This is a genomic window from Ruegeria sp. HKCCD7255 (genome assembly GCF_013031565.1).
Taxonomy (GTDB): domain Bacteria; phylum Pseudomonadota; class Alphaproteobacteria; order Rhodobacterales; family Rhodobacteraceae; genus Ruegeria.
This window is the reverse complement of sequence record NZ_WQAG01000002.1, coordinates 45,774-66,521: the sequence shown is the minus strand read 5'-3', so window position 1 is coordinate 66,521 and position 20,748 is coordinate 45,774. Positions and strand designations below refer to the sequence as shown.

The window sequence follows — 20,748 nt, the reverse complement described above, 5'->3', positions numbered from 1 at the left end:
TGACGCTCGAAAGACGCCATATGTTTTCCTATTGCGCTGATCCCGAAACGCTAAGCACATTCTTTTGGTTTTCGTGCTATCTGACCAATGGCGTCCACTGGTCGTTTTATCTGTCTTTCCTGAAAGTGTTGGGCCTGCTGGCGGTCACCGCCCCTGTCGCGCTCAGCTTTGGTTTTGCAGGCGCCATGGCGGCCCGGTCACAATTCCTGCCCCTCAGCTGGCTGGGCAAGGCCTATATCGCCGTCGTGCGCGGTGTGCCCGACATCGCCTTCTTTCTGTTTTTTGTCATCGCACTGGATCAGGGATTCGAGTGGATCCGGCACAAGGTGCTGTGCCCCGAGTGGACCGATCCGATCCGTCAGGGCAATGATTTTCTGGTCTGCCAATCGGCCAAACTGCCATTGGGCACCGCGCCCGAATGGGTGCATGAAACCTATGGCTTTGCGCTTGCGGTAATCACCTTTTCCATCGTCTTCGGCGCATTTGCCGCCAACGTCCTGTTTGGTGGCATGCGCGCCGTGCCCCATGCGCAGCTAGAGACGGCCGAGGCTTACGGCATGACCCGCCGCCAGACTTTCTGGCGCATCCTCGTACCGCAGATGTGGGTCTATGCCCTGCCCGGCCTCAGCAACCTTTGGATGGTGCTGATCAAGGCCACGCCGCTTCTGTTCCTGCTGGGGATCGAAGACATTGTCTATTGGGCGCGCGAATTGGGTGGCACCAAAACCTCGCGCTTTACCGACTATCCACATGGCGATTGGCGCATGTGGTACTTCCTGTTCCTGCTGATCTTCTATCTGGGCATGACCCGCGTCTCGGAAATCGGGCTCGAGAGGTTGATGCGCCGCTTGTCCCACGGTCAGGCCACATCGGGCGGAGAGCTTCTGCGCAAGGAGACCACAGCATGACCCGCCTGCTGCACGACCTCTTCTGCATGCCGCGCGCAGTTGCTGCACAACCAATACCGTGCACCCGCGCTCTTTTCCAAGGAGCCCTCGCATGAGCTGCATCCAGACCATTCAGGACTACGCGCTCCGGTCCATCGGCTTCGGCGAACGGCTGCTTCCCAAAACAGACTTCACCCTGTGCGAGCATTTTACGCTGATCGGCTCGGGCATGATCTGGAATATCTATTTCGGGATCATGGCCATGGTAACCGGCTTCTTTCTGGCCACCGCATTGGCGGTCGGAAAAGCCTCGCCAAACAAATGGCTGCGCAAACCGGCCGAATGGTTCATCTTCCTGTTCCGTGGATCGCCGCTCTTTATCCAGTTCTTCTTTGCCTATTTCTTCTTCCTGTCGTTGAAGAAGGCCTATCCGATGTTCGACGCCTTTACCTCGGCCTGGTTGGGGGCGCTGATGGTCTTGTTTCTAAACACATCCGCCTATTCGGGTGAGATCTTCTATGGTGCGCTGCGCTCGATCCCCAAAGGCGATATCGAGGCCGCCGACGCCTATGGCATGACCGGTTGGGCGCGGTTTCGCAGGATCGTCTGGCCCACCATGCTGCGTCTGGCCTGGCCTGCGTATACAAATGAGGCGATCTTTGTGTTCCAGTCGACCACGCTGGTCTTTTTCTCGGCCTTCCCGGCCTGGCAGCAACGGGGAGACGCGCTGTATTACGCAAGCTATTTCGCGGACAAGACGTTCAATCCGTTCATCCCCTACCCGATCCTGGCCTTCTATTTCATCCTGCTCACACTTGTCATCGTCTGGGGTTTTGGCCGGGTCAACAAACGTCTGAACCGTCACCTGCCCGCAGCCCATCGCAGCAAAATGCGCTTTCGCCTGAACCTGGCGCGCTAAGCCCAGTCCACGGGGTTCAGCCTAAAGAGCTTGGACAACTGAGCGTACACATCCGGCACTGCCTGTTTCAGCGCGCGCGGGCGTTCAAAGAACACCTCGACGGACACGGCGAAAAACTCTTCATGCCCGGTGGCGCCATAAGGATCGATCACCGTGGGATGGCCATGTTCCACCGCCTGAACATGCGCGTCATAGGCGGTCAGAAAGACCTTTTCCCATTCGGCAAAGCTTTGCCCCGCGCTCAGGATCGGGACACCGTTGGTGCCGCCTGACAGATCATCAATCTGATGCGCGAACTCGTGCAGAACAACGTTGTGCCCGTCATGGTCATCCAAAGCGCCCTGTTTGCTATGCGCCCAGGAAAGGATGACCGGACCCCGATCCCAGCTTTCACCGGTGCGGATGATTTCCTTTTCGGTCACCACATAACCCGAATGCCGCTGCTGCTTGGATTTGAAGGCGTTGGGATAGATCAGGATCGTTGTCAGATTGTCATACCAAAGATCGCTGTTGATCACGAGCAGACAGGCTTGGGCGGCGATGGACAGCTCCATCTCTTCCGTCACCTCCAACCCGTCGCATCCGTAAAAGCTGACCTGATTTCGAAACAGGTTCACCTTGCCGTCCAGCTTATTGCGTAAACCTGCGGGTAGCCTTCGGATGATCGGCACCATCCGCTCGATCGTGTCACGCTCGTCCTCGGACAAGGCTGTGGCCAACAGCGCCGCGCGTTTGGATTGTTTCGACCAGTACCGATAGGCCAGAATACCGGCGACCAAGAGGAGGAGTGAGAAGAATATAACCATCGCCACCCAATATATGGTGCAAGCTTCGCGGCACAATTGCTTTAACGTTTCGCACCGTTTGCTGCAGCATTAAGAATTTGATCAAATTCCGTGACAAGGGCCGCAAGCTGAATTACACCTACCCCAGACTAGGAACGGAGCCCCCATGGACCTGAGTGCCCTGCACACATTTCGCGTCGCCGCCTGTGATCTGAACGGCGTGCCCCGTGGTAAACGCGTCCCGTCCAGCTATGGTGAGAAACTGGACAAAGGCGCGGTGCGCCTGCCGTTCTCGGCCCTGAACGTCGATCTTTGGGGGGCGGATATCGCAGATAGCCCGCTGGTGTTTGAAACCGGTGACGCGGATGGTGTGCTGCGCCCGACCGAACGGGGGCCGGTGCCGGTCCCGTGGCTGGACACTCCGACCGCATTGGTTCCGATGAGCCTGTTTGACGATGATGGCACTCCGTTTTCCGGAGATCCCCGCCATGCGCTGCAATCGGTTCTGGACCGCTATGCACAGCGTGGATGGTCAGTTGTCGCGGCAACCGAGCTTGAGTTCACACTGCTTGACGCGTCAGGTGACCGCCCTCGCCCACCCATCAACCCGGTAACGGGTCGGCGACTTGCCGGCGAAGCGGTTTTATCGATGTCAGAGCTGGACGCGTTTGATGCGTTTTTCAACGCGCTCTATGATGGCTGCGCGGCCATGGGCATTCCGGCGCAAACCGCAATCTCGGAAAGTGGCGTCGGCCAGTTCGAGATCAACCTGAACCATCAGGACGCGATGCGCTGTGCTGACGATACATGGCTTTTCAAGATGTTGACCCGAGGACTGGCGCGCAAACACGGGTTTGCCGCAAGCTTCATGGCCAAGCCATATCGCGACGACGCGGGCAATGGGATGCATGTGCACTTTTCGGTCAAAGACAAGACGGGCAAAAACATCTTTGATGACGGAAGCCCGCAAGGTTCAGACCTACTTCGCGCTGCTGTGGCGGGATGTCTGGCGGCAATGCCCGCCAGTACATTGATCTTTGCACCCTTCGGCAATTCTTATGACCGGCTTGTGCCAGGCGCGCATGCACCCACCGGGGCAAGCTGGGCCTATGATAACAGAACCGCCGCGCTGCGGATCCCCGGTGGCGCGCCTGTTGCACGTCGCATCGAAAACCGCGTTGCGGGTGGGGACACCAATCCCTATCTGATGCTGGCTGCCGTCTTGGGCGCCGCTTTGGTGGGGATCGAAGACAATATGCAACCGCCGCCCCCGGTTTCCGGCAATGCCTACGAGTTCAAGGGCTTGCCGCAGCTGGCCGCCGATTGGCCGCAGGCCATTGCTGCCTTCGAATCGGACCCTTTGATGGCTCGGGTTTTGCCAACTGATCTGATCCGCAATTTCTGCCTGACCAAGCGTCAGGAAATCGCCCGATTCGCGGATCGCTCAAAAGACGAACATTGGCTCAGCTATCTCGATTCTGTATGACCCCCTTGTCCGCCCCGAGTTCCGGCCTTAGGATAAATTTGATCAAATTTGGTGACCTATGAAAATTGGCATCCTTCTGACCGGCCATCCGCCTGACGAACTGCTCAACGAGTTCGGTGAATACGACACCATGTTCAGCACATTGCTGGAAGGCAATGGGTTCGACTATGTCTCGTTTGCCGTGGTCGACGGAGAATTCCCTGCAAGCCCCGAGGCTGCCGATGGCTGGATCATCACCGGGTCGCGCCACGGAGCTTATGAAGATCTGCCCTGGATCCCGCCGCTAGAGGATCTGATCCGGGCCATTCAACACAGCGGGCGACCGCTGATCGGTGTGTGCTTTGGGCACCAGATCATTGCGCAGGCGCTTGGCGGCACGGTCGAGAAATTCCGCGAAGGTTGGGCCGTTGGTCGCACGGAATACCAGCTGAACGGCGAAACCGTGGCGTTGAACGCATGGCATCAGGATCAGGTCACCAAGCTGCCAGAGGGCGCCAAGGTTTTGGGTTCGAATGCGTTTTGCCGCAATGCGGTGGTGGCTTACGGGGACACGATCTGGACGGTGCAACCGCACCCGGAACATACTGATGGGTTTCAGCGCGGATTGATCGAAACACGCGGCAAAGGCATGATACCGGACCCGCTTTTGGACTCGGCAACGATGCGGATGGGCAGCCACGATGACAACACGCGCATCGCCCAATTCATGGCTGATTTCTTGAAGAAAGAGAGGGCCTGATGGCCGACTGGAAAGACGAGCTGCCGCAAGCGGCACAAACCTATATCGAAGGTCAGCGTCTGGATGAGGTCGAGTGCATCATCTCGGACCTGCCAGGCATCGCGCGCGGCAAGGCCGTGCCCGCATCGAAATTCGCCAAACAGGCCTATTTCCACCTGCCCGACAGCATCTTTTACCAAACCATCACCGGCGATTGGGGAGAGGCTGCGGGCGAGGATGGGTTCATCGAACGCGACATGATCCTCAAGCCCGATTTCTCAACCGCATCCGCCGCGCCCTGGACTGGGGACTGGACCTTGCAGGTGATCCATGACGCCTATGACCGGGATGAAAAACCGATCCCTTTCAGCCCACGTAACGTGCTGAAACGCGTTGTGCAGCTCTATCATGACAAAGGCTGGAAGCCGATCGTCGCGCCCGAGATGGAGTTCTTTCTGGTCGCCCCAAATGTCGACCCCGCGCAGGGCATCAAGCCGATGATGGGGCGCTCAGGCCGACCGGCAGCCGCGCGGCAGGCCTATTCGATGACGGCGGTGGACGAGTTTGGCCCGGTGATCGACGATATCTATGATTTCGCCGAGCACCAGGGGTTCGAGATCGACGGCATCACCCAGGAAGGCGGTGCAGGTCAGCTTGAGATCAATCTGCGTCACGGCAATCCGGTGAAACTGGCGGATGAAGTGTTCTATTTCAAACGCCTGATCCGCGAGGCCGCCTTACGGCACAACTGCTTTGCCACCTTTATGGCCAAACCCATTGCGGATGAGCCGGGATCGGCGATGCACATTCACCACTCGATCACCGATCTGGAGACCGGGCAGAACATCTTCTCGGGCCCGCAAGGTGGTGAGACGGATGCGTTCTATAACTTCATCGCCGGGCTGCAAAACCATCTGCCCGCTGGGCTGGCCGTGATGGCGCCATATGTAAATTCCTATCGCCGCTATGTGAAAGACCATGCGGCACCGATCAATCTGGAATGGGCGCGCGACAACCGCACAACCGGGATCCGGGTGCCCCTGTCGGGGCCGGACAGCCGCCGGGTTGAAAACCGCATCGCCGGGATGGACTGTAACCCCTATCTGGGCATCGCTGTCTCGCTGGCTTGCGGGTATTTGGGCATGGTCAATCAGGAACGCCCGCGCCGCCAGTTCTATGGCGATGCCTATGATGGCGACGGGGACATCCCCCAGGTCATGGGCAGCGCTTTGGATCTGTTTGATGAGGCCGAAGCGCTCCACCAGGTTCTGGGCCCTGAATTCGCGCGTGTTTATGGCATCGTGAAACGCGCCGAGTATGAGGAGTTCCTTCAGGTGATTTCACCTTGGGAGCGCGAGCACCTGTTGCTGAATGTCTGAGCTTTTGGAGCTGTTCGGGATTTCCGTATTTGGAACGAGAAGAAGATGAATCTGCTCTATTCCAACGACCGTAGGGGCGAGTATCCGGGCAGCTGGTACGCGGCCACTGCCAACCCAATGGGGCGTTTTCCGACGCTTGAGGAAGATCTGAAAGCGGATGTGTGCATCGTGGGTGGCGGCTATACCGGTCTGTCGGCGGCGCTGCATCTGGCCGAGGCCGGGATGGATGTTGTGCTGCTTGAGGCGCACCGGGTCGGGTTTGGTGCCTCGGGTCGCAATGGCGGCCAGTTGGGCAGCGCGCAGCGGATGGATCAGGAAGATCTGGAAAAGCTGGTCGGCGACGATGACGCTGCAAAGCTATGGGATCTGGCCGAGGATGCGAAAGAGTTGGTCAAATCGCTGATCGCGAAGCACCAGATCGCATGTGACCTGAAACCGGGCGTGGCGGTTCTGGGCCTCAACCGTAGCGAACAGCAAGAGTTGCACGATCACGCGGCGCATTTGTCGGACCGCTATGGCTATGACCAGATGGAACTGCTGGACGCGGCGGGTGGCCATGACCTCTGCCCCTCGCCCGCCTATTGTGGCGGGTATCTGGATCGGGGTGCTGCGCATCTGCATCCGCTGAACTACGCGCTGGGTCTGGCAAAAGCTGCGGCTGCGGCGGGCGTGCGGATCTTTGAAAGCACCGAGGTCACCGGTCTGGAGGAAACCGATCCGGCCATCGTGCGAACAGCGAAGGGCCAGGTGAAAGCGGCTCATGTGATCCTGGCCTGCAATGGCTATCTGGGCGCGTTGCAGGGCCAGGTGGCGACGCGGGTCATGCCGATCAACAATTTCATCGCGGCAACCGAGCCTTTGGGGGCCGAGGCCGCGCGGGTTCTGACCCAGGACGTGGCGGTTGCCGACACCAAGTTTGTTGTGAACTATTTCCGCCTCAGCGCCGATAACCGTCTTTTGTTTGGGGGTGGTGAAAGCTATGGCTATCGTTTTCCCGCTGACATCTCGGCGAAAGTGCGCAAACCCATGAGTGAGATCTTTCCGCATTTGAGCGACGTAAAGATCGACTATGCGTGGGGCGGGACGTTGGCCATTACCATGCGACGTATGCCCTATATGGCCCGGGTTGGCAGGAACATCCTGTCGGCCTCGGGCTATTCCGGCCACGGTGTCGGCACGGCAACCCATGCAGGTCAATTGATGGCGCTGGCCATTCGGGGTCAGGCCGAAGGGTTTGATACCATGGCCCGCGTGCCCGCCCTGCCCTTTCCCGGCGGCGCGGCGCTGCGCAGCCCGCTTTTGGCACTGGCGATGACCTGGTACGCGCTGCGCGACCGTTTGGGCGTCTGATCCCCTAAAACTACGACAGTTTGGTGAAATTTTGCCGAGTGGCAGAATGAACACTTGGTTTGACAGTCCCGTTACTTTATATTTCCAAATAATAGAATTTGGGAAAATCAAATATGACGCTTCCTCCTAACGTCCACGACGCCGAACCGATCCCTCCCGCAGCCCGAGATGCCATAGACGCCCTGATGCAATCAGGCGACCTGTTTCGCTATACCGCGCCTCAAGATGCGCCGGTTGCCCTGCTTGAGGCGGAATTTGCGGCCCTGCTGGGAACCAAATACGCGCTGGCAGTTTCGTCCTGCTCGGCTGCGTTGTTCCTGTCGCTCAAGGCGTTGGGTCTGCCGCGGGACGCGCGGGTGCTGATCCCCGGATTTACCTTTGCCGCTGTCCCGTCCTCGGTCGTACATGCGGAATGCATTCCGGTCTTGTGCGAGGTCGGTGAAAACTATCGCATCGATATCACGGATTTCGCGGCCAAGCTGGACGATGTTCAAGCGGTGATCATCAGCCACATGCGAGGCCATACCTCGGATATGGACGCAATCATGGAACTGTGCGACGCGCGCGGTATTCCGGTGGTCGAAGATGCGGCCCATTCGCTTGGCACAACCTGGCACGGGCGCAATATCGGCACGATTGGCAAGGTCGGGTGTTTCTCATTCCAGTCCTACAAGATGATCAATGCGGGCGAAGGTGGCATCCTGATCACGGATGATGCGGATCTTGTTGCTCGCGCGGTGATCATGTCGGGCGCTTACGAGCATAACTGGAAAAAGCACAAAGGCCCGCAGGGCGACAATACGTCGGATCTGGTAGAAGCCTTTGCCCGATGGCAGAACCAGTTGCCGCTTTATAACCTGCGGATGAGCAATCTGAGCGCGGCAGTTATCCGCCCACAGATCCCGGAGCTTGCGCGGCGTGTGAAAGACGGGTTGGTGAACCACGACTATGTGGCCGGACGCCTGAACAGCTCGCCCTATATCAACGTGCCTGCCCCGCTGGCCCCAGAACGGCGCGCACCTGATTCCATTCAGTTCAACCTGGTTGGGCTGAGCGAAGCCGAAACACGCGAATTTGCCGCCGCCGCCGAGGCGCGCGGCGTCAAGGTTCAGGTGTTTGGCCTGAGCGAAGATAACGCGCGGGCGTTCTGGAACTGGCAATTCCTGCCCGAGCAGTTCGACCTACCCCAGACCCGCGCCATGCTGATGAAAGCGTGCGATGTGCGCCTGCCGGTCCGTCTGACACGGCAAGAGCTGGACGTAATCGCTGACATCCTGCTGGCTGCCGTGGCTGATGTGACAACGCCCGCGCAGGCCTTTGGCACCTGACAGCCCGACCTTTTTAAGTAGGCAAGTGTCGAAAATTTTGTACAAATACCGGACGTCAGGCGATTGGACCTGATGTCCGGAGATCGCCATGCCCCGCCGTCTGATCGCTATTCTTGCCGCTGATGTCGTTGGATATTCCAGCCTGATGGCGCGGGACGAACAAGGCACCCTCGACAAGCTGCTCACCCTGCGCAAAACCGTGTTCGATCCTCAAATCGCCGCGCATTCGGGGCGTTTGGTCAAGCTGATGGGCGATGGTGCGTTGGTCGAATTCCCAAGCGTCACGGATGCGGTCGCCTGCGCGATTGCGGTGCAGACGCAGATCGATGCTGAGGCGGATCCCGAGTTACGTCTGCGGATCGGGATCAACCTGGGCGATGTGATCATCGAAGGCGGCGACATCTATGGCCAGGGCGTCAATGTTGCCGCCCGCCTTGAGGCGAAGGCGCAACCCGGCGGTATTTGTATCTCGGACATGGTGCGACAGGGGATCGGCCAAAGACTACGTGCCATGTTTTCGGATGGCGGTGAGCATAGTCTGAAGAACATCGAAGACCCCGTGCGCATCTATCAATGGTCCCCAGATGACGCGCCGGTACCCCAGAACGTCACCGAGACCCAGCCAATCAGCGACAATCCGGGCATCGCAGTTCTGGCCTTTGACAACATGTCCGCCGACCCCGAGCAGGAATATTTCTCGGACGGTATTGCCGAAGACATCATCACCGCCCTGTCCCATTTCCGAGAATTCTTTGTCATCGCGCGGAATACGTCGTTTACCTATAAGGGCCAGGCCATTCGCGTGGACGACGTCTGTCGCGATCTTGGGGTACGCTATTTGCTGGAAGGCAGTGTTCGCAAGGCCGGTCAAAGGGTCCGAGTGACGGCACAGCTGATTGACGGGTCGACAGGGGCGCATATCTGGGCCGAGCGGTACGACCGCGCCATCGACGACATTTTTGCGGTGCAAGACGAGATCACCCAGGCCATTGTCCAAGCCGTTGCGCCGGAAACGCTGGGGGCCGAAACGCGCCGCGCGCGGGCCAAACGGCCTGACAGCCTATCCTCGTGGGACAAGGTGCTGCAGGCCCGGTGGCATTTGGGCAAGTTCGCCAAAGCCGACAACGACGCGGCGCGGGCCTTGCTCTCAAACGCAGTGGAGGCTGACCCGAACCTGTGTGACGGGCATGCGGGCATTGCGCTTTGCGATTTGATGGCCATGCTGCATGTCTGGCGGCCGGATACGCGCAACGCGATCTTGTCGGCGAAAGATGCGGCAAGTATCGCCACCGGGTTGGACGACAACAATGCGCATGCCCATGCGATGCTTGGCATGGCCAGTATGTTCGCGCGCGAATTTGACGAGGCTGAAACTCACTTGTCACGCGCAGTGACGCTTAATCCGAACCTCGCGACAGGGTTTGGTAATTTTGCTGCCTATTATGGAATTGCAGGTCGGTTTGACGAGGCCAAGGCAGCCTATGAAAAGTCGACCATCCTCAGCCCTCGGGATCCCTTGCGGGCCTTCTGGCGGGGTGGCTTTGGAATTGCCGCCTATGTGACGGACCGTTTCGATATCTGTCTTGAAAACGCCCGCGCGGGCCTGAAGGAAAGCCCCGGTTATGCCTCTTTGATGCGGCAAGAGGCGGCCTCGCTTGCGATGCTTGGCAAATCGGATGAAGCACAGGCATCCGTTGACAGGTTGCTGCACACCATGCCCAGCCTTACCATCGCCATGGTCCGCAAGATGGTACCCGTGCGCTATGACGACGATTGGGAGAAATGGCTGGAAGGCTTGCGGCGCGCCGGCCTTCCCGAGTGATGCGGATTAACTGAGTTTCGACAGCTTTTGCTGCAACTCGGCGAGTTGCTTTTTGATGTCGTCCAGATCTTCCTTGGGCTCGTCATCGCCTTCGGCTTCGCTGTCCGGCCCGGACCAGTTCCCAGACAGGCCACCGGTCATTGCCTTGAGAAAGGCCTGCTGCTGCGCCTGCATCGCTTCGAACCCGGGCATCTGCGACATCGGGTTCATCGCGTTCATGTTCTCCATCATCTTGGTCTGGCTTTCGCGCAGCATCTCGAACGAGCTTTGCAGGAATTGTGGCATCATCCCCCCGCCCGGCACCATATAGCTGCGCACAAGGTCGTTGAGCACGTTCACCGGCAGCACGTTCTCGCCCCGGCTTTCATGTTCTGCGATAATTTGGAGAAGGTATTGGCGCGTCAGGTCATCGCCGGTTTTCAGATCGATGATCTGCACCTCACGACCATCACGGATGAACCCCGCAATGTCTTCAAGCGTCACGTAGTCGCTGGTTTCGGTGTTGTACAACCGCCGACTTGCGTAGCGTTTGATCAGCAAAGGCTTTTCTTGTTCTGCCACCGTTGACCCTCCCCAATGATGATGCATTGCAGCATAGGTTATGCGAGTGCAGAACAAAAAGAAAGGGCAGGTCAAATGACCTGCCCGACGCGATAGCACCAGTTGGGAGGGAAAGGTGCCGACCGCAGGTTCGGCTTATTTGGCCGCTGTTGCTTTCTTGGCAGCAGCGGTTACTTCGTTGGTTGCTTTCTTGACGGCAGCAGTTGCATCTTCTGCAGCTTCTTTGCCGGCAGCCATCAGCAGCTCAACAGTTTCCGACTGAACTTTTTTGGCGATCTCAGCGAAAGCAGCCATGTTTTCGGCAGCAACTTCAGCCGACGCGCTTGCGAAGTCGGTTGCAGCTTTTGCGTAGTCAGCAGGCTCTGCTTTGGCTTTCGACATCTCGGTCAGCTTGGCCAGAGTTTCTTTGGTCCATTTGTTCGAGATCTCTGCCGATTTCTCAGCCGCGTCCAGCGCTACGCCAGACAGTTTTTCGTTCAGTGATGCAGTCGACTTGAATGCGTCTTCCAGTGCCGATGTGTCGATCGGGAATGCGCCCATCATGTCTTTCATGACTGCGGTAAAGTCTTGGGTCTTTGCCATTGTCCTAAATCCTTCTAGCCGCTCCGGGACCACCCCGGTTTTCATCAGCTTGAAGGCAATATGATTGCTGCGCCGCAGCATTTCAAGTTTTTTCTTGCTGCAGTGCAGAAAATTTTTAATCTCAAAATGAAATCAGGCGCTTGCCTTGACCTTCACATACTCACCAGGGGCCGGTGCAAGGCTCGGATGATCCGAATCACCAGTCTGACGTGCAGGAACTTGCTTGCCAGAACGTTTCTTCAGCCATGCCTCCCACAGAGGCCACCACGACCCGTCGTTGAACGTGGCACCCTTCATCCAGTCGTCAGCATCGGCTTTGAGATCAGAGTTGGTGTAGTGACCGTATTTCTTTTTGCTAGGCGGGTTCACAATGCCCGCGATGTGGCCGGATTCAGACACGACAAAGGTTTTCGAGCGCGACCCCATCTGCTGCACGCCGCGATAACAGTCTTTCCAGGCGGCAATATGATCCGTTTCACAGGTGATCGCCATCACGGGAACATCCACATCACTGATCTGCAGCTTGTGCCCCATCAGGTCAAACCCACTGCCGACGAAATCGTTTCTCTGGCAAAGTCCGCGCAGGTATTGAATGGCCATCTTTCCGGGCAGGTTCGCGCCGTCACCGTTCCAGAACAAAAGATCAAACGCGGGTGGTGTTTCCCCCATCATGTAGCTGCGGATTGCGGGCGTATAGATCAGATCACGCGAGCGCAGGAACGACATGGTGCGCCCCAATATCCAGGCGCGCAAAATACCATCCTTGGTGATCTGGTCCTCAATCCCGTCGACAAAGTCGTTTTGCAAAAACGGGGTGAACTCACCCTGCTCTCCGAAATCTGTCAACGTGGTAAAGAACGTGGCAGACTTGACCGATTTGTCACCGCGCTGTTTCAGCAAAGACAGCGTCAGGCTTAAGGTGGTCCCTGCAATGCAATAGCCAACGGCATTCACCTGTTTCACCTTGCAGATTTTCTTGACCTCTTCGATCGCGGTCAAAAACCCGTCCTGGATGTAGTCTTCCATCCCGACATCGGCAAAGGACTCATCTGGATTGACCCAGCTCACGACAAACAGGGTGTACCCCTGTTCTGTAACCCATTTGATCAGGCTGTTCTGGGCTTTCAGGTCGAGGATATAGAATTTGTTGATCCAGGGGGGAAACAAGACAATGGGTGTCTCATGCACAGTGTCTGTCACAGCTTTGTACTGGATCAGCTCGATCATGCGGTTGCGATAGATCACGTCGCCCGGCGTCGTCGCGATGTTGCCACCTACTTCGAACGCGCTGTCATCGGCCAGTTTGACCACCAATTCTCCGTTGTTCGCTTCTAGATCAGAGACCAGATTCTCGAGCCCCTTGATCAGCGACTGACCTTCGGTTTCGACGGCTTTTTCCAATGCGTCCGGATTGGTGGCCAGAAAATTCGTCGGCGCCATCATGTCGATAATCTGCTGCGAAAAATAGCGCAGGCGCTGCTTGTCTTTCGAATCCATGTCTTCAACTGACGCAACCGCCTGTTCAATGGCTTCAGCATTTGTCTGATATTGCTGGCGGATGAAGCGGAAATAGGGGTTTGTGTCCCACATGGGATTGGAAAAACGACGATCTTTGGAAACCTGACCGGGTTCACCCACCTCGCCTTTTGCCATCGCCTGCTGCGCTTCGGCAAAGTTCAGCACCGACTTACCCCAGTATTCGATTTGCTGTTCCAGAATCTTGGCCGGATTCTGCAGAGTCTCGGTCCAGTAAGCCGTTGCTGCTTTTGCAAAAAGCTCTTGATTCGGGCCGTCCAGCGCGGGGGAATGGGTTTGTTTTCCGGCCATGACTTCGACCAGCCGCTTGGACAATGCTTCGACTTTCTCCATATTTTCCTTAAGACGTTCAATATGTTCTTCGGTCAATTCAGGAGTTTGGCCATCACTGGTTGTCATTTTAACTATTCCCACTTACCCTTGCTGCTGTGCAGAATAACGTGGCTTTAACCTTCGGGCAAAGCGACGTGTGGTCCGAACGCTCGGGCAATCAAACAGGAGGCCCGTACCATGCGTTATATGATGACTTATGACCTGATGGAAACCATGCGTAACACCAACCAGTGGCTTGGTGCTACCGCAAGTGCCATGGCCTCCTACCCGCAATTCTCGATGATCCCTAATCCGGCCTTCAACTGGATGGCCGCCTGGGGCGAGGTGACCGAGCGTACATTTCAACGCATGGTCGTCAAGCCCGACTGGGGTATTCACGCCTTCACCTGCGAGGACGGCAAAGATCATCTGGTCGATGTCGTGACTGTTTTGGAACGCCCCTTCGGCGACCTTATCCACTTCCGCGTCAACGGCCGCGAGGAACAGCCTCGCAAAGTCTTGCTGGTTGCGCCGATGTCGGGCCACTACGCCACCTTGCTGCGGTCAACCGTCAAAAGTCTGCTGGTGAATTGCGAAGTCTATATCACCGATTGGCACAATGCCCGCGATATCCCGGTGTCCGAAGGCAAGTTCGACGTCGAAGACTACACGCTTTACCTGGTCGATTTCATGAAAGAATTGGGCCCCGAATCCCACGTGGTCGCGGTATGTCAACCGGCGCCGCTCACTCTGGCCGCCACCGCTTATCTGGCCGAGGTCGAGCCCAAAGCACAGCCCAGCACCCTGACGCTGATTGGTGGCCCGGTTGACCCGGACGCCACCCCCACTGAAGTGACCGATTTCGGACGGCGCGTCACGATGGGGCAACTGGAAGAAACCATGATCCAGCGTGTCGGTTTCAAGTACAAGGGCGTTGGTCGCATGGTCTATCCGGGCCTGCTGCAACTGGCGTCGTTCATGTCGATGAACGCCGAACGCCACAGCAAGGCTTTCACCGATCAGATTCAGCGTGTGATGCGGGATGAAGCGTCAGACCACGATGCCCATAACCGGTTCTACGATGAGTATCTGGCCGTGATGGACATGACCGCAGAATTCTATCTGTCCACAGTCGAACGTGTCTTCAAGAACCGCGAGATCGCCCGCAATGAATTCGTCGTGGCCGGGCACAAGGTTGATATCGGCAAGATCACAGATGTCGCGGTCAAATCTGTCGAAGGCGCCAATGACGACATCTCGGCCCCGGGCCAGTGTATCGCGGCGCTTGACCTGTGCACCGGTCTGCCGGACAGCAAGAAGGCCAGCCATGTGGAACCCGGTGCGGGTCACTATGGCATCTTCGCAGGGCGCAGCTGGCGCGACAACATCCGCCCGCTTGTGATTGATTTCATGAATGAAAATAGCCGCAAGAAACCCCGCCGCCGCGCCGCGAACAGCAACAAGGTGGCATGACCCCCGGCCCTGACCAGGGGTTGACCTTTTCCTGCTCATGCGGGGCGCTGACAGGACGCATTTCCGAGCGTGGTGCGCGAACCGGGACTCATGTTGTGTGCTTTTGTCACGACTGCCGCGCGGCCCAGCTTTATTTCGGACAACCCGACCCTGCTCCGGGGCCGGTGAATGTCTTTCAAATGTCACCGGAAGAGATCACATTTCTGTCTGGCAAAGAGAACCTCTCCTGCATGCGCCTTAGCCCCAAAGGCATGCTGCGCTGGTACGCCAAGTGCTGTAACGCGCCGCTGGCAACCACAAGCCCCACCCCCAAAATCCCGTTTGCGGGTTTTGACGTGAACCGGTTACGCTCCCCTGAGTCAATTGGCCCTGTGACCACACGCGGCTTCGTCCCGCGCGGGAATGGCAAACAATCACATGAAAAGCTGCATTACGCAGCGTGGGGGCTAATCACACGGGTTGTGCCGTCCCGTCTCGTGGGGCGCTGGAAAAACACACCCTTTTTCGATGTCGCAACAGGAACGCCCTGCGTCACTCCGACAACGCTGTCAAAATCTGAACGCGCGGCACTGTATCCCTAAAGCCAAGTCAGCCTGGCCCGACCAAGCGACGTGTTGTGTTGGACGCACCAGATATAGACCTCGTTAAATTCGATCGGCGTAAGCTTGGGCCCAATCGGAAAACTCTGTGCGCCCCGAAACTGCTTCAGCTCTCCGATGATGGCGTCGCGGCGAAACCCATCCTGACCCAGCGCAACCCACGGATCCGGCGAGCCGTCATGGACAAAATCCGCCTCAAGATAGACAGCCCATTGATCCGCATCCTGAAAAATCGACACACCGCCCGCGGTACTTCCAGTGGTAAACCGTCCCTCTGCGCGTCGTTTCCCTTCGGGCGCGGCCCAAATCTGATCGGGCACCAACGAAGCCGACATCATTCCGGCCAATATGACCCGTCTTTTCAAAAGACACCTCTTGCTCATCTCGTCACATCGGATACCGGATCCCGCGAAAACTTGGGAAATCACCATAACGTGTTTGGCGCTCCTCAAGCCTTTCATCTGGCGTCCCACCGGGGCGCAGCAGGCAGCCTCGTGGCGCAATATAGCTGTCGATCCGCTTCACAGGCGTTGGCCGCCACACCAGATTGAATGCGCAAAGCTTGGGGAAAAACCAAATCTCGGAATAGTCGATATGGTCATGCATCCACCAGGCCAGATCCCGCCAATCGCGCCCCTTTGCATAGCGATCCGCAAACCAGGGGATCACGACTGAGGCCCCGGCGATGCGATCCTCTCCGCTGCCGCGATCCCAGATATGGCATTCCATCGGATTGTCATTGCGCGCGCAGTTCAGTTTGTTTTCATTGCCGAACCGGTTCAAATCCGGCGCACGATAGGCCGACCGGATGGCGATCCGACCAAAGGTTTCCTGCAGTGGATCAAGCAAGGTTTCACACAGAGCCCGCCCCGTTTCGATGGCCAGGTCGGGGTCGTCGGGGATATTCTGGATCTGGTGAATGTTTCCGATTTCGGAATACAGAAACTCGCGCATGAAAAAGTGACGCGACAACCGCACGCGGCCCAAAGTTTCAAGGCTCCACATGCTTTTCGGTTTGCGCATCATTCGATCCCTTGCTCGGCCAGCCAGGCGAGCATACCGGCCACCGCACCTTCGGTCTGTCCGGGAGACATCAATCGGCCCGCAATGACATGTGACTGCGGATCATCATCCGGGCCCATCGTCACGAGGTTGACCGAAGCAAACCCTCCCCAAGCGCGCGCCACATCATGTGTCCGGTCAGGGCGTACGACCTGATCATCTTCTGAGAACCAGAACAAAGCCGGGATTTGTGCACCCGCAAAATCCAACGCATAAATCGCGTCCACCAGAACTGACATCGGCACAACAGCCGTCCACGGATAATTCGTCGACCAATACAGGTTCCTCTCGGTGTCTGGCCCCGGCGGATTGCGGACATCCCCCATCACAAGAGGCAACCAGATGCGCGCCAGTGGCAAGGTGGGCACCCAGGCACCCGGCGTGTTGACGCCAAAATTGGGCGAGACAAAGATCATCGCCGCCACGTTCTGACTCAGCTCACGATCCAAGGCAGCCGCCGCAGCCAACGTACCGCCGGTTGATGTCGACAAAACAATGACCTCATCCCCGACAGCCCGCGCGGCGGCCAAAGCCTCTGCCGTGTCCTCCATCCACCCAACTGCGGTGGCTTCCCCCATCGCCGCACCCTCACGGCCATGCCCCTGCAGACGGGTATAAACCAGATTGGCACCAAGTGCGTCGGCTAGAAGATCCGGCACCGGGCGGATTTCCTCAGAGCTGGCAGAAAACCCATGGATATAGAGCACGGCGTACCGCGTGCGTTGTTCCCGGAACCCCTCCTGCCAGATCACCCGCTTTTCCACGCCCGGCACGATATCGTCAAAACCGCTTTCGACGCTTTCAAAATAGATCTGCACCCCCTCGCCAAACTTGCGGGCATCAAAGCGCGGGTTCAAATCTACAGGCTCACGCGGGGCAAACAGGTAAACTCCGACACCAACCAGCAAAAGGATCAACAGGATCCGGCCAATCACCCAGCCAGCCCTGCGCATTAATGATCACCCATCACATCCAGAACCGCCTGCTCGATCATCTGCAGGCACGGCCCGTCCGAGAACCTGTGATCCGCATCCTTGACCAGCAACAACCGCATATCCGAGCCCGTGGCATGCTCGATCAACCGCACAGCTGTCTCTGTCGAAACCGCCGTATCCGCTGTGCCCTGCAAAAACCGCACCGGAAACCGCAGGTCCAAGGGCGTCCGCAGCACCAGCCGTGTGCGCCCATCTTCGATCATCCGCTTTGTGATGATGTAAGGCTCCATGTAATCCGACGGCAATTCCACATGACCAACCGCTTCTAGCGCCGCCTTCTGAGCGTCTGAGAAGGACGCCCAATAGCCATCTTCGGTGAAATCAGGCGCCGCCGCGACCGTGACCAACCCGGCAATCCGCTCGGGCCTGGCCCGCGCCAAAAGCAACGCCTGCCACCCGCCCATGGACGATCCAACAACCACCAAGGGCCCTTCCGTCAATGCGTCCATTGCCGCCAGAGTATCTTCGTGCCAATCCCCGATACACCCGTCCGTAAACGCACCCGAGCTTTCGCCGTGGCCCGAATAGTCAAAGCGCAAAAACGCCTGCCCGCGCGCCTGTGCCCAAGCCTCCAAGTGCACCGCTTTGGTGCCCTCCATATCCGATTTCAGCCCTCCCAAGAACACTATCGTCGGGCCGACGCCGGCACTCTTGTGATAAGCCAACCGCCGCCCTTGCGCCGTCTGCAGAAATTCCGTCGCTGCCATGAAACCCTCTTCACTTTTCCAAGCATCATGCACGCGCCCGTCGCAAGCGCAATCGCCCCTGCTTCTTCTTGTTCCAAATACGGCGGGGAGCGCGAGGGGCAGCGCCCCTCGCCCCAACCCTTGACACCTGTCCCTGCACCTGCCAAAGCAGCGCGAAACATATAACCCGCAACCGGGCGTTCAGTGGGCGCCAAACCGACGAGGAGAGCCGAAATGGCCCTGGATTCAAAATCCGTCTCACTCACCTTTCCTGATGGCAATGCACGATCATATGACGCAGGCGTAACTCCCGCGCAGGTCGCCGCCGATATCTCGACTTCGCTGGCAAAAAAGGCCATCTCGGCCACGGTGAACGACCAGCACTGGGATCTGCAATGGCCCATCGACGCTGATGCGCAAATCGCCATTCACACCATGAAGGATGAGGCGCAGGCCAACGAGCTGATCCGTCACGATCTGGCACATATCATGGCCCGAGCGGTGCAGGAGATCTGGCCCGACACCAAGGTCACCATCGGTCCCGTCATCGACAATGGTTGGTATTACGACTTTGACCGGTCAGAGCCTTTCACCCCCGAAGATCTCGGCGCCATCGAGAAAAAGATGAAGGAGATCATCAACAAACGCGACACGGTGACCACCGAGGTCTGGGACCGCCAGCGCGCGATTGATTTCTACACCGAGAACAACGAGCCCTATAAGGTCGAGTTGATCGACGCCATCCCCGGCGACGAACCGCTGCGCATGTATTGGCACGGCGACTGGCAGGACCTGTGCCGCGGCCCGCATCTTCAGCACACCGGACAGGTGCCCGGTGATGCGTTCAAACTGATGTCCATCGCCGGAGCCTATTGGCGCGGCGACAGCAACCGTCAGATGTTGCAACGCATTTATGGCGTGGCCTTCACCGGTAAGGAAAAGCTCAAAGCTCACCTGCATATGCTGGAAGAGGCCGCCAAGCGCGACCACCGCAAGCTGGGCCGCGAGATGGACCTGTTCCACATGCAGGAAGAGGCCCCCGGTCAGATCTTCTGGCACCCCAACGGCTGGACCATCTACACTCAGTTGCAGGACTATATGCGCCGCAAGCAACATGCGGGCGGCTATGTCGAGGTCAACACCCCGCAGGTCGTCGATCGTAAACTGTGGGAACGTTCGGGCCACTGGGACAAGTATCAAGAGCATATGTTCATCGTCGAAGTTGACGAGGAGCATGCCCGCGAAAAGGCTGTGAATGCTCTGAAGCCGATGAACTGCCCCTGCCATGTCGAGATCTTCAAACAGGGCCTGAAATCCTATCGCGACCTGCCGCTGCGCATGGCCGAGTTCGGCTCTTGCGCGCGCTATGAACCCTCGGGCGCGCTGCACGGGATCATGCGGGTGCGCGGCTTTGCACAGGATGACGCGCATATCTTTTCGACCGAGGATCAGATCGGCGATGAATGCGCGCGGTTCATCGGCTTCCTCACGGATGTCTACAAAGACCTCGGATTTGAAAGCTTCAAGGTCAAATTCTCTGACCGTCCCGAGCAGCGGGCCGGCTCGGACGAAACCTGGGACAAGGCCGAAGAGGCGCTGCTGACCGCCACCCGCGCTGCAGGAGTGGAACCCGAGTTGAACCCCGGCGAAGGTGCATTCTACGGCCCCAAGTTGGAATTCGTTTTGACCGACGCCATCGGGCGCGATTGGCAATGCGGCACGTTCCAGGTGGATTTTGTGCTGCCGGAACGGCTGGACGCCAGCTATGTCGGCGCAGATGGGGCCAAACACCGGCCCGTCATGCTGCACCGCGCTTGCCTGGGTTCGTTCGAGCGCTTCATTGGCATCCTGATCGAAGAACACGCGGGCAAACTGCCCTTCTGGCTGGCCCCGCGTCAGGTTGTCGTCGCATCGATCACCTCGGATGCAGACGCCTATGTTGCCGAAGTTGTAGAAACCCTGCGTGCCGCTGGCATACGGGCCGAAGCGGACATTCGCAACGAAAAGATCAACTACAAGGTTCGCGAGCACTCGGTGGGTAAAGTCCCTGTGATTCTGGCCATCGGACACCGCGAGGTTGAAGAACGTACCGTCAGCGTGCGTCGCCTAGGTGAAAAACAGACGCAGGTTCAGCCGCTTGACGTTGTAACAAATGAGCTTTCTACAGCCGCAACGCCACCGGACTTGCTGTAACATTCGGCGTGAATTTGCCCTGAATCCGGCCCTGAACACCGGGCCGGATTGAAACAATTTACAATTTTCAATTCG

Annotated in this window: 19 protein-coding genes; 11 read left to right on the top strand and 8 right to left on the bottom strand. The window is 57.9% G+C overall.

What is annotated here, in order from left to right:
- Positions 1–20 precede the first annotated feature (20 nt).
- A complete protein-coding gene (locus tag GOX45_RS04070) occupies positions 21–908 on the top strand; it encodes an ABC transporter permease (RefSeq protein ID WP_171098289.1) in 888 nt (295 codons plus the stop codon).
- A 91-nt stretch (positions 909–999) separates the two neighbouring features.
- Complete coding sequence (locus tag GOX45_RS04065) at positions 1,000–1,806, top strand: ABC transporter permease (protein WP_171098287.1); 807 nt, start codon at positions 1,000–1,002, stop codon at positions 1,804–1,806.
- Here GOX45_RS04065 and GOX45_RS04060 read toward each other — a convergent pair.
- Positions 1,803–2,612: a zinc-dependent peptidase gene (locus tag GOX45_RS04060; protein ID WP_171099231.1), complete on the bottom strand. Its 810-nt coding sequence runs from the start codon at positions 2,610–2,612 to the stop codon at positions 1,803–1,805. The genes GOX45_RS04065 and GOX45_RS04060 overlap by 4 nt on opposite strands.
- Positions 2,613–2,757: 145 nt before the next feature.
- Between GOX45_RS04060 and GOX45_RS04055 the strand changes: the two genes are divergently transcribed.
- From GOX45_RS04055 to GOX45_RS04030, 6 genes are all read left to right on the top strand, one after another.
- The gene (locus tag GOX45_RS04055; RefSeq protein WP_171098285.1) at positions 2,758–4,077 is read left to right on the top strand and encodes a glutamine synthetase family protein; all 1,320 of its coding nucleotides are present in this window, start codon (positions 2,758–2,760) and stop codon (positions 4,075–4,077) included.
- Between the two features lie 58 nt (positions 4,078–4,135).
- The gene (locus GOX45_RS04050) at positions 4,136–4,816 is read left to right on the top strand and encodes a type 1 glutamine amidotransferase (RefSeq protein WP_171098283.1); all 681 of its coding nucleotides are present in this window, start codon (positions 4,136–4,138) and stop codon (positions 4,814–4,816) included.
- On the top strand, positions 4,816–6,174 hold the full coding sequence (locus tag GOX45_RS04045) for a glutamine synthetase family protein (RefSeq protein ID WP_171098281.1): 1,359 nt from the start codon (positions 4,816–4,818) through the stop codon (positions 6,172–6,174). Before GOX45_RS04050 ends, GOX45_RS04045 begins: the two co-directional genes overlap by 1 nt.
- A gap of 45 nt (positions 6,175–6,219) precedes the next feature.
- Entirely contained in the window at positions 6,220–7,524 is a 1,305-nt protein-coding gene (locus GOX45_RS04040; RefSeq protein ID WP_171098279.1) for an FAD-binding oxidoreductase, read from the top strand.
- A gap of 113 nt (positions 7,525–7,637) precedes the next feature.
- Positions 7,638–8,852 carry a DegT/DnrJ/EryC1/StrS aminotransferase family protein gene (locus GOX45_RS04035; RefSeq protein WP_171098278.1) on the top strand — a complete coding sequence of 405 codons (1,215 nt, stop codon included), beginning with the start codon at positions 7,638–7,640 and terminating at the stop codon, positions 8,850–8,852.
- An 88-nt stretch (positions 8,853–8,940) separates the two neighbouring features.
- Positions 8,941–10,674, top strand: a complete 1,734-nt coding sequence (locus GOX45_RS04030) for an adenylate/guanylate cyclase domain-containing protein (protein ID WP_171098276.1) — start codon at positions 8,941–8,943, stop codon at positions 10,672–10,674.
- Positions 10,675–10,680: 6 nt separating this feature from the next.
- On the opposite strand, the gene phaR is transcribed toward GOX45_RS04030, so the two are convergent.
- From phaR to GOX45_RS04015, 3 genes are all read right to left on the bottom strand, one after another.
- Positions 10,681–11,235: a polyhydroxyalkanoate synthesis repressor PhaR gene (gene phaR, locus GOX45_RS04025; RefSeq protein ID WP_171098275.1), complete on the bottom strand. Its 555-nt coding sequence runs from the start codon at positions 11,233–11,235 to the stop codon at positions 10,681–10,683.
- 135 nt (positions 11,236–11,370) lie between these two features.
- Positions 11,371–11,817, bottom strand: a complete 447-nt coding sequence (locus GOX45_RS04020) for a phasin family protein (protein WP_171098273.1) — start codon at positions 11,815–11,817, stop codon at positions 11,371–11,373.
- 132 nt (positions 11,818–11,949) lie between these two features.
- Positions 11,950–13,752 carry an alpha/beta hydrolase gene (locus GOX45_RS04015; protein WP_171098271.1) on the bottom strand — a complete coding sequence of 601 codons (1,803 nt, stop codon included), beginning with the start codon at positions 13,750–13,752 and terminating at the stop codon, positions 11,950–11,952.
- A 111-nt stretch (positions 13,753–13,863) separates the two neighbouring features.
- Here GOX45_RS04015 and phaZ point away from each other — a divergent pair, with 111 nt between their 5' ends.
- Together phaZ and GOX45_RS04005 are read left to right on the top strand one after the other, a co-directional pair.
- The gene (gene phaZ, locus GOX45_RS04010) at positions 13,864–15,138 is read left to right on the top strand and encodes a polyhydroxyalkanoate depolymerase (protein ID WP_171098270.1); all 1,275 of its coding nucleotides are present in this window, start codon (positions 13,864–13,866) and stop codon (positions 15,136–15,138) included.
- Positions 15,135–15,719 (top strand): DUF6151 family protein, encoded by a 585-nt coding sequence (locus tag GOX45_RS04005; RefSeq protein ID WP_171098267.1) that lies wholly within the window; start codon positions 15,135–15,137, stop codon positions 15,717–15,719. Before phaZ ends, GOX45_RS04005 begins: the two co-directional genes overlap by 4 nt.
- Here the strand turns inward: GOX45_RS04005 and GOX45_RS04000 are convergent.
- Genes GOX45_RS04000 through GOX45_RS03985 form a run of 4 tightly spaced genes read right to left on the bottom strand, consistent with a single transcriptional unit; the run spans position 15,716 to position 18,501 of the window.
- Positions 15,716–16,072 carry a DM13 domain-containing protein gene (locus GOX45_RS04000; RefSeq protein WP_171098265.1) on the bottom strand — a complete coding sequence of 119 codons (357 nt, stop codon included), beginning with the start codon at positions 16,070–16,072 and terminating at the stop codon, positions 15,716–15,718. The genes GOX45_RS04005 and GOX45_RS04000 overlap by 4 nt on opposite strands.
- 52 nt (positions 16,073–16,124) lie before the next feature.
- A complete protein-coding gene (locus tag GOX45_RS03995) occupies positions 16,125–16,742 on the bottom strand; it encodes a hypothetical protein (protein ID WP_171099229.1) in 618 nt (205 codons plus the stop codon).
- Between the two features lie 17 nt (positions 16,743–16,759).
- A complete protein-coding gene (locus GOX45_RS03990; RefSeq protein ID WP_171098263.1) occupies positions 16,760–17,752 on the bottom strand; it encodes a carboxylesterase in 993 nt (330 codons plus the stop codon).
- Positions 17,752–18,501 carry an alpha/beta fold hydrolase gene (locus tag GOX45_RS03985; RefSeq protein ID WP_171098261.1) on the bottom strand — a complete coding sequence of 250 codons (750 nt, stop codon included), beginning with the start codon at positions 18,499–18,501 and terminating at the stop codon, positions 17,752–17,754. Before GOX45_RS03985 ends, GOX45_RS03990 begins: the two co-directional genes overlap by 1 nt.
- A gap of 213 nt (positions 18,502–18,714) precedes the next feature.
- Between GOX45_RS03985 and thrS the strand changes: the two genes are divergently transcribed.
- Positions 18,715–20,673 (top strand): threonine--tRNA ligase, encoded by a 1,959-nt coding sequence (thrS, locus tag GOX45_RS03980; RefSeq protein WP_171098259.1) that lies wholly within the window; start codon positions 18,715–18,717, stop codon positions 20,671–20,673.
- The last annotated feature ends 75 nt before the right edge of the window (positions 20,674–20,748 follow it).

What these genes read in the sequence shown, in the direction of transcription:
- GOX45_RS04070 (WP_171098289.1), top strand. Translation starts at nt 21, where the DNA reads ATGTTTTCCTATTGCGCTGATCCCGAAACGCTAAGCACATTCTTTTGG.
- GOX45_RS04065 (WP_171098287.1), top strand. Translation starts at nt 1,000, where the DNA reads ATGAGCTGCATCCAGACCATTCAGGACTACGCGCTCCGGTCCATCGGC.
- GOX45_RS04060 (WP_171099231.1), bottom strand. Translation starts at nt 2,612, where the DNA reads ATGGTTATATTCTTCTCACTCCTCCTCTTGGTCGCCGGTATTCTGGCC.
- GOX45_RS04055 (WP_171098285.1), top strand. Translation starts at nt 2,758, where the DNA reads ATGGACCTGAGTGCCCTGCACACATTTCGCGTCGCCGCCTGTGATCTG.
- GOX45_RS04050 (WP_171098283.1), top strand. Translation starts at nt 4,136, where the DNA reads ATGAAAATTGGCATCCTTCTGACCGGCCATCCGCCTGACGAACTGCTC.
- GOX45_RS04045 (WP_171098281.1), top strand. Translation starts at nt 4,816, where the DNA reads ATGGCCGACTGGAAAGACGAGCTGCCGCAAGCGGCACAAACCTATATC.
- GOX45_RS04040 (WP_171098279.1), top strand. Translation starts at nt 6,220, where the DNA reads ATGAATCTGCTCTATTCCAACGACCGTAGGGGCGAGTATCCGGGCAGC.
- GOX45_RS04035 (WP_171098278.1), top strand. Translation starts at nt 7,638, where the DNA reads ATGACGCTTCCTCCTAACGTCCACGACGCCGAACCGATCCCTCCCGCA.
- GOX45_RS04030 (WP_171098276.1), top strand. Translation starts at nt 8,941, where the DNA reads ATGCCCCGCCGTCTGATCGCTATTCTTGCCGCTGATGTCGTTGGATAT.
- GOX45_RS04020 (WP_171098273.1), bottom strand. Translation starts at nt 11,817, where the DNA reads ATGGCAAAGACCCAAGACTTTACCGCAGTCATGAAAGACATGATGGGC.
- GOX45_RS04015 (WP_171098271.1), bottom strand. Translation starts at nt 13,752, where the DNA reads ATGACAACCAGTGATGGCCAAACTCCTGAATTGACCGAAGAACATATT.
- phaZ (WP_171098270.1), top strand. Translation starts at nt 13,864, where the DNA reads ATGCGTTATATGATGACTTATGACCTGATGGAAACCATGCGTAACACC.
- GOX45_RS04005 (WP_171098267.1), top strand. Translation starts at nt 15,135, where the DNA reads ATGACCCCCGGCCCTGACCAGGGGTTGACCTTTTCCTGCTCATGCGGG.
- GOX45_RS04000 (WP_171098265.1), bottom strand. Translation starts at nt 16,072, where the DNA reads ATGTCGGCTTCGTTGGTGCCCGATCAGATTTGGGCCGCGCCCGAAGGG.
- GOX45_RS03995 (WP_171099229.1), bottom strand. Translation starts at nt 16,742, where the DNA reads ATGTGGAGCCTTGAAACTTTGGGCCGCGTGCGGTTGTCGCGTCACTTT.
- GOX45_RS03990 (WP_171098263.1), bottom strand. Translation starts at nt 17,752, where the DNA reads ATGCGCAGGGCTGGCTGGGTGATTGGCCGGATCCTGTTGATCCTTTTG.
- GOX45_RS03985 (WP_171098261.1), bottom strand. Translation starts at nt 18,501, where the DNA reads ATGGCAGCGACGGAATTTCTGCAGACGGCGCAAGGGCGGCGGTTGGCT.
- thrS (WP_171098259.1), top strand. Translation starts at nt 18,715, where the DNA reads ATGGCCCTGGATTCAAAATCCGTCTCACTCACCTTTCCTGATGGCAAT.